Genomic DNA, 13,343 nt, shown 5'->3' on the forward strand with positions numbered 1-13,343 from the left:
AAATGCGAAAGACTCCCCGAATTGCCATCCTTGGCGCCGGAATCATGGGCTGTTCGACTGCGATATTTCTGGCCCGCAAAGGAATCGAAGTATCTGTCTTCGATATGGCAGAGCAACCATTCAGCGCAGCGAGCCGATGGAATGAAGGGAAAATCCACTTAGGCTGCCTCTACAGCGCAGATCCGTCCCTGAGCACTGCGGACCGTGTCATTCCCGGCGGGCTCAAATTTCGCCCCTTGATCGAGGAATTGGTCGGCACATCCCTCGCTCCAGCAATCACTTCCGAAGATGATCTGTACCTGTGTCACCGCAAATCCGTGACATCTGCGGCAGAAATGAAGACGTACATGGAGAAGGTCGTCGAGCGTGTACGCAATCACCCAGATGCGGCGCAATACTTGGCAGATGTGTCTGGCAGTCGGGTTCACCCGCTGAGCACTTCCGAACTGGCTGGGTTGACATCATCGACAGATATTGTTGCGGGCTTTCGGACTCCTGAGAGATCCGTTGACACCAATTGGGTGGCTGAACGATTCATACCTGCGATGGACGCAGAAGCATCGATCCAGCAGTTTATGAAAACCCGCATCACGGCGGTGCGCCCCGCAAAAGATGGGATCGACGGCACGTGGGAAATTGAAACTTCCGAAGGCATCTTTGGACCATTCGACTACGTCATCAACTCGCTGTGGCAAGGCCGATTGGCCATAGACCGGACTGCTGGGCTGGAGCCCACGGGAGTTTGGTCACACAGATACCGCCAGTCACTGTTCTTGCGCACCAAAGAACCGGTTCATACGCCTTGCGTGGTCATTGCCACCGGCCCCTTCGGAGACATCAAAAATTACAATGGGCGGGATTTTTATCTCTCCTGGTATTCCGATGGCTTGCGCGTGGACAGCTCCGATATTTCACCACCGGAGCCTTATTTGACTGCCCAGAACTTGGAGAACTTGCCAAACTCCATTTTCGACCATCTCCAATCCTTGTTACCGTGGGTAGCACAAATTCGCGAGCAAGCGGAGCGCTCCACCATTCAAGGCGGATGGGTCTTTGCTGTCGGGCAAGGTGTGCTTTCGGACCGAGATTCCACATTGCACTCCCGTTCGGAATATGGCATTCAAAGACTCGGAAACTATATATCCGTCGACACCGGCAAATACTCAACAGCACCCGCCATGGCCCGCGCCCTGGTAGAAGCGATTATCTAGCCGCCTCAAAAATATCGCTCCTGATGGGCACCATATCCATCCGAGCATTTGATTGGGCCCGAAGTCTCTGAAGCCTGTTACGACTTGATCGTCGGAGCTGCACGCGACCAGGCTTACACCACCCACACGCCGCGTGTAGGGCGTGCGGCCACAGAAGAGCCTCGTGCGCCGCATCGGTGCTCGCCCGGACGGGCCTGCACCATCGGCATCGGCGATGCGCCCGAGAGCCCAGCCGGGGCGCTGCAGGAAAAATGTTCCACTTTGTTGCACAGCACCAACACCCCCACGGGTAAAAGGTGTTTACCCCTGTGGCGGACATACAAATAGGCCATTAGCATCCCCCTCCGTTGCAAAGTGCAACGATCACATCACCACAGGCATCAAACTTGCTTGTAGCGACGGCCCGAAAGCATCACCCCTGTGCGTTTTTGGCCGGTGATTATTTGTCATCAAACAAAATTTGATTTAAGGAAACCTTGCTAATGAAAACGATTAACCGCTGCGCCCTCGCCGCGCTGGCCCTGGTGGGTACGTCTGCTGCCTTTGCACAGAGCAGCGTCACCCTGTACGGCCGGGTCAACACCACGTTCGAGCACCAAAAAGAAGGCAATGTGTCCAAGACCGGCCTGTTCAACAACTCCTCCCGCTTCGGCTTCAAGGGCCAGGAAGACCTGGGCGGCGGTTTGATGGCAGGCTTCCAGCTGGAAAGCGGCTTTGACTCCAGCACCGGCGCCACAAGCTCCACCTTCTTCGGCCGCCAGAGCGAAGTGAACCTTGCCGGTGGCTTCGGCATGCTGCGTCTGGGCAACTTCACTTCGGAGTCCTACTACGCCACCGCTGACTTCATCAGCAACCACAACCACGACACCGGTTCGTCGTCGGATGCGCTGTACGCCTACCCTGCCCGCGACGCAAACAAGATCGCCTATCGCGCCCCCAGCCTGGGCGGCGCCACGTTCGAAGCCGGCTGGGCCATGCATGAGCAAGCCAGCGGCACCGGCGGCAAGAACAGCCTCGACCTGGCTGCCAACTACGAGATCGGCAAGCTGGGCCTAGGCGCCGGTTACTCCAAGCTGGACGACCAGAACCAGTTCGCGGTGCGTGCTTCGTACTCGACCGGCCCCTTCGTGGTGGGCGCCTACGTGCAGCGCGACAAGAACGTGTTCTTCGCCAACGGCGGCAACCGCACCAACGTGCGCCTGTCGGGTGCCTACATCATGGGCGTGTCGGAATTCCACCTGAACGTGGGCCGTGCCGGCAAGTACTCCAACGTGGCCGACAGCGCCGCCACCCAGTACACCGTGGGCTACAACTACAACCTGAGCAAGCGCACCAAGATCTACACGTACTACACCCGCATCAACAACAACCACAACGCCAGCTACGGCGTGGCCACTGCGGGCAACGACTTCAGCTCCTTCGCGATGGGTGTGCGCCACAACTTCTGATGGCCTGATCCCGCTGCTGCCCTAACTGGTGGGAGGGCAGACATACAGCTATTTACCCCCGCACTTCTTTGGAGTGCGGGGTTTTTTTACGCCACAGCACCCAGCCTTTTGGCAGCGATTTTATTTGGCAATATTCTGCCGCACGACTTTCGACGTGACAGGGTCGAAATAGGCCTCGACCATATTGCCACTCTTGAATCCGTATATCTCGTAGCAACTGCCATTGGCGATTTTGAATGTGGCGATTTTGTAGCCGCGAAACTCCGCCAGCAGGCGCATTTCCGCCTCAGGCAACCACTGGCTTCGCGGCTCCCGCGTACACACATCTTCAGTGCGCTCGCGGCTGAAACTGGATGGCCCCGCCGACTGGACAGGCGGCTTGCCGGCCTCCGCCGCCTGCGCGGACACAGCCAAGGCCAAGGCTCCCACCGCACTCGCAGCGACGTTTCTCACAGCATGGTTCATCGACAGGCCTCCAATGGAATGATGGTTTCATGCTAGCCATGCCAGATTAATTTTTGCTTAACTCAATTGATCCCGCAAAAAATATCAATGGTTCGATGCATTTTATTTTCACTCTTCAGAATTTCATTATCCCAAGTCCGCTTAGCCCCTTGAGATGGTCAGCATAAAATGCGGCGGTCTGGGATGGCGTGTCCTCAGCCGGTCTACTGCCTTATTTTCCCAAGACAGCCACCTGCACCTCCGTGCGGATTTCAAACCCCAGGCTTTCGTACAAGGCAATGGCGGCTTCATTCGTGGTCCAGGCATGCAAAAAGGGCTGGTCCCCCCGCTGTTGAATGGCGTGGGCCACCACGGATGAAAGCCGGCGGGCATAACCGCGCCCTCGAAACTCGGGGTGGACACACACGCCGCTCACTTCGGTGCCGCCTTCAAAACGCATGCGTTCACCCGCCATGGCCACCAGCAGACCTTCGGACCGGATGCCCACAAAGCGGCCCATGGTGTGGGTGCGTGCAAGGAACGGGCCGGGCTCAGTCAACTGCGCCAGGGCCAGCATGGCGGCAGCATCGGCATCACCCAGCACGACGACGGCCTCCGCGCCGGGCTCGGCTGCGATAGTCCGCCCGGCCACCATCTGCACGCCCTCGGCGCGGCGAAGGGCCTGCAGCCCCTGGGGCACCGGCATGGGCTGCGCTTGCAGCACGAAGACCGATTCCCCCTCGGCCACCAAGCCGGCCAGCGCGGCAAGGCTGGCGTCATCGGCGTCATCCCGGGCCGAAGCAAACAGGTTGACGTCCCGCCGGTAGCGCTTGGCCAGGTCGCCACCTTCTGCCAGGCCGGGAGTGGAGGTCAGCGATGCCCAGACGGGCCGGTCGAAGGGGTTGGTGGTGGTCATCGTGCTGTTTCCTTTCCTGGGGCACGGGGAGTTTTTTTGCGACGGCCTGTGGCGTGCTCTGCGGCGATGGTGACAGCCGAGCGCTGCAGCAGCGAGGTGCGCGCAAGCCCCGCCTCCAGCGCCTCCAACTGGTCCAGCAAGGGGCCTTCAAGCGACGCGCACACCTGGGCTACGGAGGCTTCCAGCACGGGCCAGACATCGCGTTGCGCCCGCTGCACAAGTGCCTGGCCTTGCGAGCTGAGCGCCACGCGGCGCACACGCCGGTCACCCTCCACCGCCTCCGACTGCACCAGCCCGCTGTCTTCCAGCCCTTTCAAGGAGCGCGTGACCACCGGCTGGCTGACGCCGACGGCCTGGCTCAGCTCGCCCACCCCCAGCGCACCATGCCAATCCAGTGCCGCCAACAGCGGGAAGTGCGCTGCAGGCATGTCGATGCCGTGCTGGGTCAACAGTGCCTGCGTTTGCGCCTGCAGCGCCTCGCCAATACGCTTGAAGCGGGTGCCGAGTGTGAGGAATCCGAGTTCCTTGACGACATCTTGGATCATGTTTTCTCCTTAGATATATATCATGATATGTATTTGACAGGCCACGTCAATCGATTTCTTCGCGGCTGCCCTGGCACTGCTTGCCAGACTGGTTCAGCGCGCAAAAACAAAAGCCTGCGGACGATCTCGCAGGAAGGCTCCTGAAAGATCGCGCGCAGGCTTTGACTTGGCCACACCCGCAGCCGGGCTGCGCGCGACAGTCCAGCCGCGCCAGCTCTCCGACGTTTCGTCCTTACACGTTCATGATCGAGACCAGGCGCGTGTTCAGGTGCGCCTCGATGGCCTCGGGGCCGCCTTCCGAGCCATAGCCCGAATCTTTCAACCCGCCAAACGGCAGCTCGGCTGCGGGCGCGGCGGCCTGGTTGATCCACAACATGCCCACTTCCATGCGCTGCGCCAACAGGTGCGCGTTCTTCAGCGACGAAGTGAAGGCATAACCGGCCAGGCCAAACGGCAGGCGATTGGCTTCGGCAATGGCGTCTTCAATCTTCTCGAACCCGCGAATCGCGGCCACGGGGCCAAAGGGCTCTTCGTTCACGATGCGGGCCGACAGGGGCACGTCGTTCAGCACCGTGGGCTGGAAGAAGTTACCTTCGGTGCCGATGCGCTCGCCACCCGTCACCAGCGTGGCGCCCTGCTGCACGGCGTCGGCCATCAGGTCGGCCATCGCTGTGATGCGGCGGGGGTTGGCCAGCGGGCCCATCTGCGTGCCGGCCGTGAGACCATCGCCCACCTTCAGGCCCTGCGCGTACTTGGCGAAGGCAGCCACGAAATCGGCACGGATGCTCTCGTGCACCAGATAGCGGGTGGGCGAGATGCAGACCTGGCCTGCGTTGCGGAACTTGGCCCCGCTGCCGATCTTGATGGCCAGTTCGAGGTCGGCGTCTTCGGCCACGATGACCGGGGCGTGGCCGCCCAGTTCCATCGTCACGCGCTTCATGTGCTTGCCGGCCAGCGCGGCCAGTTGCTTGCCCACGGGCGTGGAGCCGGTGAAGGTGACCTTGCGGATGATGGGGTGCGGGATGAGGTAGCTGGAGATTTCAGCGGGGTCGCCGTATACCAGGCCCACGGTGCCTGCGGGCACACCGGCATCGGCAAACGCGCGGATCAGCTCGGCGGGGCTGGCGGGGGTTTCCTCAGGCGCCTTCACCAGAATCGAGCAGCCTGCACCCAGCGCGGCGGCCAGCTTGCGCACCACCTGGTTGATGGGGAAGTTCCAGGGCGTGAAGGCCGCCACGGGGCCCACCGGGTCCTTCAGCACCATCTGCGTGGCCTTGAGGTTGCGCGAGGGCACGATGCGGCCATACACACGCAGCGATTCGTCGGCAAACCATTCGATGATGTCGGCAGACGCCATGGTCTCGACCTTGGCCTCCGCCAGGGGCTTGCCCTGCTCTTGCACCATGATGGCGGCAATGGCCTCGGCGCGCTCGCGCATCAGGGCCGCTGCGCGGCGCATGGTCTTGGCGCGCTCGGCGGCAGGCATGTCGCGCCAAGCTTCAAAACCCTTTTGTGCGGCGTCCAGCGCGCGGTCCAGATCGACCTTGGTGGCATGGGCCACGCGGCCGATTTCCTTGCCCGTGGCGGGGTTGAACACGGCAAGGGTCTTGCCTTCGGCGGCGTCTTGCCACTGGCCTGCGATGAAGAGCTGGGTGTTGGGATAGGTCATGAGCGTTGGGGTCAGCCAAAAAAATCAAAAAAACGACTATACGCCTGCGATGATGGCTGTGTATTTCAAGGAGATTGCATGCGAGAAGTAGTCCAAAGCCTCGAAGAGTCGCGCATCCGCGAAGTGGCCAACGAGGGCCTGGGGCGCAGCGATGTGCTGAAGTTCTGGTTTGGCGAGAGCGACGAGGTGACGCCCGACTTCATCCGCGAGGCCGCCATTGCCTCACTGCAAAAGGGCGAGACCTTTTACGCCCACAACCTGGGTCTGCCCGAACTGCGCCACGCGATTGCGGGCTACATGCACGGTCTGCACCCGCAGCAGCATACCGATGCGTGGTTTGACCGCATCGCAGTGACATCCGGCGGCGTGAACGGCCTGATGGTGGCCGTGCAGGCCCTGGTGGACGCGGGCGACGAAGTGGTGCTGGTGACGCCCGTGTGGCCCAACCTGGTGGCGCAGCCGCGCATTCTGGGGGCGCAGGTGCGCACCGTGCCGCTGGTGGCCGACGTGCACGGCGCATGGCGCCTGGACATGGACGCGCTGCTGGCCGCCATCACGCCCGGCACGCGCCTGCTGGTCGTCAACGCCCCCAACAACCCCACGGGCTGGACGCTGACGCGTGAAGAGCAAGCCACCATCCTGGCGCACTGCCGCCGCACGGGCACGTGGATTTTGGCGGACGAGGTGTACGAGCGGCTGTACTACGCGGGCGACACGGCCAATGGCGCGGCCCCGAGCTTTCTGGACGTGGCTGAGCCCGAGGACCGGCTGATCGTGACGCACAGCTTTTCCAAGAGCTTTTTGATGACCGGCTGGCGCCTTGGGTGGCTGGTGTTGCCGCCGTCACTGACGCACGCGGTGGGCAAGCTGATCGAGTTCAACACCTCGTGCGCGCCGGTGTTTGTGCAGCGCGGGGCCACGGTGGCGCTGCAGCGCACGGATGAGGTGACGCCTGCGCTGGTGAACCATCTACGCAACTGCCGGGACACGCTGGTGCCGCTGCTGGCCGAGGTGCCGGGGGTGTCGGTGGCCACGCCGCGTGGGGGCATGTATGCGTTCTTCCACATCGACGGGTATGACGAGTGTTTGCCACTAGCCAAGCGGCTGGTGCGGGAGGCGGGGTTGGGGTTGGCGCCGGGCAGTGCGTTCGGGGGCGAGGCACAGGGGTGGTTGCGGTGGTGTTTTGCGAGCCGGGATGTGGGGCGGTTGGGGGAAGGGGTGGAGAGGTTGAGGGGGTGGTTGAAAGGGTGATGGAAATGGATTTTTGAACGTTTTTGGCTGCTGGCGCCTGTGGAATATGCGGTAGTAGCTATTGTTTTTATAGTTGTTAGTCTTGCTCCTGCCGCTCGGGCTGAGCTTGTCGAAGCCGGGGGAAGCTCGTTCTCCGGTTTGAGCGGCGTGCTTGGGTTGAGGGCGGAGGCCGGGATGTCGCCCCGGCGGGCGAGTCCCTTTCTTTCGCGTCGCCGAAAGAAAGGAACCAAAGAAAGGGCGACCCTGCTGTCTGCGACCCCTGCGCTTCGCTACGGGGCAACCTGGGGTGCTCGGTCACGGGGTGCACCGCAGAACTCGCTGCGCGCCTGCGGCGCTCCGCTCGAACAACTGCGGTGAGTCAGATCACGAAGCATGCGCGCTCCGACGCGCATGCCACCCCGCGCCCTGCGCGCCCCAGGCGCATCCAGAAGGGAACCCGGGGGAGCGGACATCCACACGGGCCATTGCTTCGCTCGGCCCAGCCTGCGCAGCGCGAGGCGCTTGCGCCAGCGAGATAGGGCCGAGCGAAGCAAAGGCCCGTGGGACTGTTTGGATGTTCGGCTGTTTGGTGTTCGGCTGCCCACCCCCTGCTGGCTGCGCCTGCGGCGGGGCGGTTGCGGGGTGGCATGGGGCGTCGAAGCGCCCATGCTTCGTGCTCTGGCTCGCCGTGGTTGTCCGAGCGGCGCTGCGCAGCAGCAAAGCGAGTTCCACGGCGCACCCCGCAACCGCCCCGCCGCAGGTTTGCCCCGTAGCGAAGCGCAGGGGTCGCAGACTGGGGGTCGCCTTTCTTTGGCTTACTTTTCTTTGGCGAAGCAAAGAAAAGTGACTCGCCCGCCGGGGCGACAACCCGGCCTCCGCCCTCAACCCCAGCATGCTTTTCACACCAGCACGCCAAGGCTCCGACAAGCTCAGACCGAACGGGTCCCCAAGAACAAAGAACTACAAAAACAATAGCTGCCAGCGCTTTATAGATAAGCGCCAGCAGCCAAAATCACGCAAAAAAACTACTGCAACACCTGCGCCACCTTCACAGCAGGCTGATCTCCCCACCCGCCTCCAAGCGCCCGAATCAACCCCACCGTCGCCACATACTGCGCCGTCCGCACCTGCAACTCCTGCCGCCGATTGCGCAATTCGCTGCGCCGCGCATCCAGCAACTCCAGCTGACTCACCAAGCCATTGCGATACCGCACATCCGACAACTGCGTGGCCCGCCGCGCCGCAGTCACCGCACGCCCTTGCGCCTCGGCCTGGCCAGACAACAAGCGCAGCGAGGTCAACTGGTCCTCAACGTCACGAAACGCGTTGAGCACCTGCCCCCGATGGTCCGCCAGCGCAGCCTCCAGGCGGGCCTTGGCGCCCTCGATCTGTGCATCGCGCTGGCCGCCGTCAAAGATCGGCAGCGACAGCAGCGCACTCACGCCCCAGGCACGGGCCGACCACTTGAACAGGTCACCCAACTCGGGCGACGCATGCCCCGCATTGCCGGTGAGCGTGACGGCCGGGAACCACGCCTTCTGCGCCACGCCCACACGCGCTTGCGCGGCCAGCACGGCAGTCTGCGCGGCAGACACATCGGGCCGGCGCGCCAGCACCGTCCCAGGCACGCCGGGCGGGATCACCGGCAACGCGGCATCGCCCGTCGCGGGCGGCAGCACAAAGCCGCTGGCCACCTCGCCGGCCAGCACGGCCAGCGCGTTGGTCAGCAAGGCCTGCTGGCGCTGCAAGGCCAGGGCATCGGACTCGGTGGCCGCCACCTCGGTCTGTACACGGGCCACGTCCAGCTCGGCAACATCGCCGGCTTGCAGGCGGCGCTGCGTCAAGCGCAGGGTGTCCTGGTAGGCGGCCAGGCTCTCTTGCACCAGCACCTGCTCGGCCTGCACGGCGCGCAGCTGCAGGTAGGTTTGCGCCACATCGGCCTGCACCATAAGGCGCGTGCTCTGCAGCAAGGCCTCGCGCGTGTCGGCGTCCAAGCGCGCAGCGTCGCTGGTTTGCGAGAGGCGGCCGAACAGGTCCAGCTCGTACGAGGCATTGAGCCCCGCCGTGCCCAGCGTGGATGGCACCACGCTGCCCGTGCTGTTGGCACCGGCCTGGCGTGCAACGCCCGCCGAGGCGCCCACTTGCACCGAGCGCGCGGCGTCGGCAGAACGCAGCAGCGTGCGCGCTTCGGCCAGCCGCGCGGCGGCCTGCTGGATGCTGGTGTTGGCCTGGCCCGCGCGCTGCACCAGGTCGGCCAGCACCGGGTCTTGAAAGCCCAGCCACCACTCGCCGCGTGGCTGTGCCTCGGCGGGGGCGGCCACCGTCCAGGGGGCCGTGGGCAGCGCGTCGCCTCCTGCGGTGAAACTGGTGGGCACGGGCACACCCGCATGCGGCGCGGGGGCCACGGGCTGGGTCATGCAACCGGCCAGCACCAGGGCGGCGGCCAGGGGCGCTAGCAGGCTGCGCTTGCGCACGCCAAAGGCAGCACCCTCGGTGGAGTTTTTCTTCAATAGCAAATCGGTCATGGTTGTTCTCCTGCCCCAGTCGTTACGCCCGCTGCATTCGGCAGCGCGGAGCACATGGCGAGGGCCACAAAGATTTTTGTTGTCACCGTTGTCAGAAGCATCATTCGTGCTCCTTGCGCGGCGCTGCCAGCACCGGGTGGGCAATGCCGCCGCTGCCCGGGGTGTGCGAGATGGGCGCCACATGCGTGCCATGCTCCACCAGCGGGCGGTTGCCGGCCAGCTTGCGCAGCAGCACGTAGAACACGGGCGTGAGGAACAGGCCAAAGGCCGTCACCCCGATCATCCCGGAGAACACCGCCACACCCATGGCGCTGCGCATTTCGGCGCCGGCACCGGTGGACAGCACCAGGGGCAGGACACCCATCACGAAGGCCAGCGAGGTCATCAGGATGGGGCGCAGCCGCAGGCGGCTGGCCTCGATGGCGGCCTGCACGGGCGTGCGCCCGGCAAACTCCAGCTCGCGCGCAAACTCCACGATCAGGATCGCATTCTTGGCCGACAGCCCCACCAGCACGATGAGCCCGATCTGCGTGAACACGTTGTTGTCGCCGTTGCTCAGCCACACCCCGGTCATGGCCGCCAGGATGCCCATGGGCACGATCAGGATGATGGCGATCGGCAGCGTGAGGCTTTCGTACTGCGCGGCCAACACCAGGAACACCAGCAGGATGGCCAGCGGGAACACCAGCACGGCGGAGTTGCCGGCCAGGATTTCCTGGTAGGTCAGCTCGGTCCATTCGAAGGTGATGCCCTGGGGCAGGGTCTCAGCCGCAATGCGCTCGATGGCGGCCTGCGCCTGCCCCGATGAATAACCGGGTGCAGGGCCGCCGTTCACATCAGCAGCCAGGTAACCGTTGTAGCGCATGGCGCGTTCGGGGCCGAAGCTCGGCTCCATCTTCATCAGCGCCGACAGCGGCACCATCTCGCCGGTGCTGGAACGCACCTTGAGCAGGCCCACATCTTCAGCCCGCGCGCGGTAGGCCGCATCGGCCTGCACGCGTACGCTGTAGGTGCGGCCGAACTGGTTGAAGTCGTTGGCATAGAGGCTGCCCAGGTAGATCTGCAGCGTGTCGAAGATGTCCGTCACGGGCACGCCGAGCTGGCGTGCCTTGGTGCGGTCGATGTTGGCGTACAGCTGCGGCACATTGACCTGCCAGCTACTGAAGATGCCGGTCAGCTCGGGCGTCTGGTAGGCCTTGGCCATGAAGGCCTTCACGGCGCCGTCCATGGCTTCGTAGCCCAGCGAGGCACGGTCTTCGATCTGCAGCTTGAAGCCTCCCGTGGTGCCCAGGCCCGCCACCGGGGGTGGCGGGAACATGGCGATGAACGCGTCCTGAATGCTGCCAAAGGCCTGGTTCAGCTGGCCTGCCACGGCGCCGCCGCTCTGGTCGGCGCGGGTGCGCTCGGCAAAGGGCTTGAGCGTGGCGAACACGATGCCGGCGTTGGAGCTGTTGGTGAAGCCGTTGATCGACAGGCCCGGGAAGGCAATCGCGTCTTCGACGTTGGGGTTCTCCTTCATGATCTCGCCCATGCGGCGGATCACGTTCTCGGTGCGGTCCAGCGTGGCGCCGTCGGGCAACTGCGCAAAGCCGATCAGGTACTGCTTGTCCTGCGCGGGCACAAAGCCGCCGGGCACGATCTTGAACAGACCCATGGTGGCACCCACCAGCGCGAGATAGATCACAAACATCAGCGCCTTGCGGCCGATGACGCGCTTGACGCCGCCGCTGTACGCCTCGGAGCCACGGTGGAACAGGCGGTTGAAGCCGCGGAACAGGCCACCGAACACTTTGTCCATGCCGCGCGTGAGCGCGTCCTTGGGCTCGTTGTGGCCCTTGAGCAGCAGTGCTGACAGGGCGGGCGACAGGGTCAGCGAGTTGATCGCCGAGATCACCGTGGAGATCGCGATGGTCACCGCGAACTGCTTGTAGAACTGGCCTGTGAGGCCACTGATGAAGGCCAGCGGCACGAACACTGCCACCAGCACCAGCGCAATCGCGATGATGGGGCCGGACACTTCACGCATGGCGCGGTAGGTGGCCTCGCGCGGGGTCAATCCCGCCTCGATGTTGCGCTCCACGTTCTCCACCACCACGATGGCATCGTCCACCACAATGCCGATGGCCAGCACCAGGCCGAACAGGCTCAAGGCGTTGATCGAGAAGCCCAGCAGGTGCAGCACCGCAAACGTACCCACCACCGACACCGGCACAGCCAGCAGCGGGATGATGGACGCGCGCCAGGTCTGCAGGAACAGGATCACCACCAGCACCACCAGGGCGATGGCTTCGAGCAGCGTGTGGATCACGGATTTGATCGAGGCACGCACGAACTGCGTGGGGTCGTACGCAATGCGGTACTCCACGCCTTCGGGCATGTTCTTCTGGATCTCGTCCATGGTGGCGCGCACGTTGGCCGAGATGTCGAGCGCGTTGGAGCCCGGCGCCTGGAACACGCCCATGCCCACGGCAGGGTCGTTGTTGAGCAGCGAGCGCAGCGAGTAGTCGGCCGCGCCCAGCTCCAGGCGGGCGATGTCGCGCAGGCGCGTCACCGCGCCGTCGGCACCGGTCTTGACGATGATGTCGCCGAACTCTTCTTCGGTCTGCAGACGGCCCTGCGCGTTGATGGACAGTTGCAGGTCCACGCCGGGCAGTCCGGGCGATGCGCCCACCACCCCGGCAGCGGCCTGGACGTTCTGGCCGCGGATGGCGGTCACCACGTCGCTGGCCGACAGGCCGCGCTGCGCGACCTTCTGCGGGTCGAGCCACACACGCATGGAGTAGTCGCCGCCGCCGAAGATCTGCACCTGGCCCACGCCGCCAATGCGGGCGAGGCGGTCCTTCACATTGAGCACCGCGTAGTTGCGCAGGTAGTCGATGTCGTAGCGGTTGTTGGGCGAGACCAGATGAACCACCATGGTCAGGTCCGGCGCGCTCTTCACAGTGGTGACGCCCAGGCGGCGCACTTCCTCGGGCAGGCGCGGTTCGGCCTGCGAGACGCGGTTTTGCACCAGCTGCTGGGCCTTGTCGGGGTCGGTGCCGAGGGCAAAGGTCACGGTCAGCGTCATCACGCCGTCGGTGGTGGCCTGGCTGCCCATGTAGAGCATGCCTTCCACGCCGTTGATGGACTCCTCCAGCGGCGTGGCCACGGTCTCGGCGATCACCTTGGGGTTGGCGCCCGGGTACTGTGCGCGCACCACCACGGAGGGCGGCGCGACTTCAGGGTACTCGGAGATGGGAAGACCGCGCAATGCGATGAGCCCCCCGAGGAAGATGAGCACCGACAGCACCCCAGCAAAGATGGGGCGGTCGATGAAAAAGCGGGATAGATTCATGGATGCAAATTCCTCCGGTCG

Annotated in this window: 9 protein-coding genes; 3 read left to right on the forward strand and 6 right to left on the reverse strand. The window is 64.0% G+C overall.

Annotation, left to right across the window (positions count from 1 at the left end):
• The first annotated feature begins 2 nt into the window (after positions 1–2).
• Together ACSQ22_RS05700 and ACSQ22_RS05705 are read left to right on the forward strand one after the other, a co-directional pair.
• Positions 3–1,211, forward strand: coding sequence for an NAD(P)/FAD-dependent oxidoreductase (locus ACSQ22_RS05700; protein WP_436129716.1), 1,209 nt, complete (start codon positions 3–5; stop codon positions 1,209–1,211).
• Between the two features lie 482 nt (positions 1,212–1,693).
• Complete coding sequence (locus ACSQ22_RS05705) at positions 1,694–2,659, forward strand: porin (RefSeq protein ID WP_055399553.1); 966 nt, start codon at positions 1,694–1,696, stop codon at positions 2,657–2,659.
• Between the two features lie 120 nt (positions 2,660–2,779).
• Here ACSQ22_RS05705 and ACSQ22_RS05710 read toward each other — a convergent pair whose 3' ends face one another.
• The 4 genes from ACSQ22_RS05710 to ACSQ22_RS05725 all read right to left on the reverse strand — a co-directional run bounded on the left by ACSQ22_RS05710 (position 2,780) and on the right by ACSQ22_RS05725 (position 6,233).
• On the reverse strand, positions 2,780–3,124 hold the full coding sequence (locus ACSQ22_RS05710; protein WP_436129717.1) for a PepSY domain-containing protein: 345 nt from the start codon (positions 3,122–3,124) through the stop codon (positions 2,780–2,782).
• Between the two features lie 211 nt (positions 3,125–3,335).
• The gene (locus ACSQ22_RS05715; RefSeq protein WP_436129718.1) at positions 3,336–4,019 is read right to left on the reverse strand and encodes a GNAT family N-acetyltransferase; all 684 of its coding nucleotides are present in this window, start codon (positions 4,017–4,019) and stop codon (positions 3,336–3,338) included.
• Complete coding sequence (locus ACSQ22_RS05720; RefSeq protein WP_121505855.1) at positions 4,016–4,564, reverse strand: MarR family winged helix-turn-helix transcriptional regulator; 549 nt, start codon at positions 4,562–4,564, stop codon at positions 4,016–4,018. Before ACSQ22_RS05720 ends, ACSQ22_RS05715 begins: the two co-directional genes overlap by 4 nt.
• Positions 4,565–4,796: 232 nt before the next feature.
• Positions 4,797–6,233 (reverse strand): NAD-dependent succinate-semialdehyde dehydrogenase, encoded by a 1,437-nt coding sequence (locus ACSQ22_RS05725; protein WP_436129719.1) that lies wholly within the window; start codon positions 6,231–6,233, stop codon positions 4,797–4,799.
• Positions 6,234–6,311: 78 nt separating this feature from the next.
• Here ACSQ22_RS05725 and ACSQ22_RS05730 point away from each other — a divergent pair, with 78 nt between their 5' ends.
• Positions 6,312–7,484: a pyridoxal phosphate-dependent aminotransferase gene (locus ACSQ22_RS05730; protein WP_436129720.1), complete on the forward strand. Its 1,173-nt coding sequence runs from the start codon at positions 6,312–6,314 to the stop codon at positions 7,482–7,484.
• A 1,004-nt stretch (positions 7,485–8,488) separates the two neighbouring features.
• On the opposite strand, the gene ACSQ22_RS05735 is transcribed toward ACSQ22_RS05730, so the two are convergent.
• Together ACSQ22_RS05735 and ACSQ22_RS05740 are read right to left on the reverse strand one after the other, a co-directional pair.
• On the reverse strand, positions 8,489–9,988 hold the full coding sequence (locus ACSQ22_RS05735; RefSeq protein ID WP_436129721.1) for an efflux transporter outer membrane subunit: 1,500 nt from the start codon (positions 9,986–9,988) through the stop codon (positions 8,489–8,491).
• Positions 9,989–10,088: 100 nt separating this feature from the next.
• Positions 10,089–13,322: an efflux RND transporter permease subunit gene (locus ACSQ22_RS05740; RefSeq protein ID WP_436129722.1), complete on the reverse strand. Its 3,234-nt coding sequence runs from the start codon at positions 13,320–13,322 to the stop codon at positions 10,089–10,091.
• Positions 13,323–13,343: the final 21 nt, after the last annotated feature.

The organism is Acidovorax sp. LjRoot38 (assembly GCF_964252975.1).
GTDB classification, from domain to species: Bacteria; Pseudomonadota; Gammaproteobacteria; order Burkholderiales; family Burkholderiaceae_C; genus Acidovorax; species Acidovorax facilis.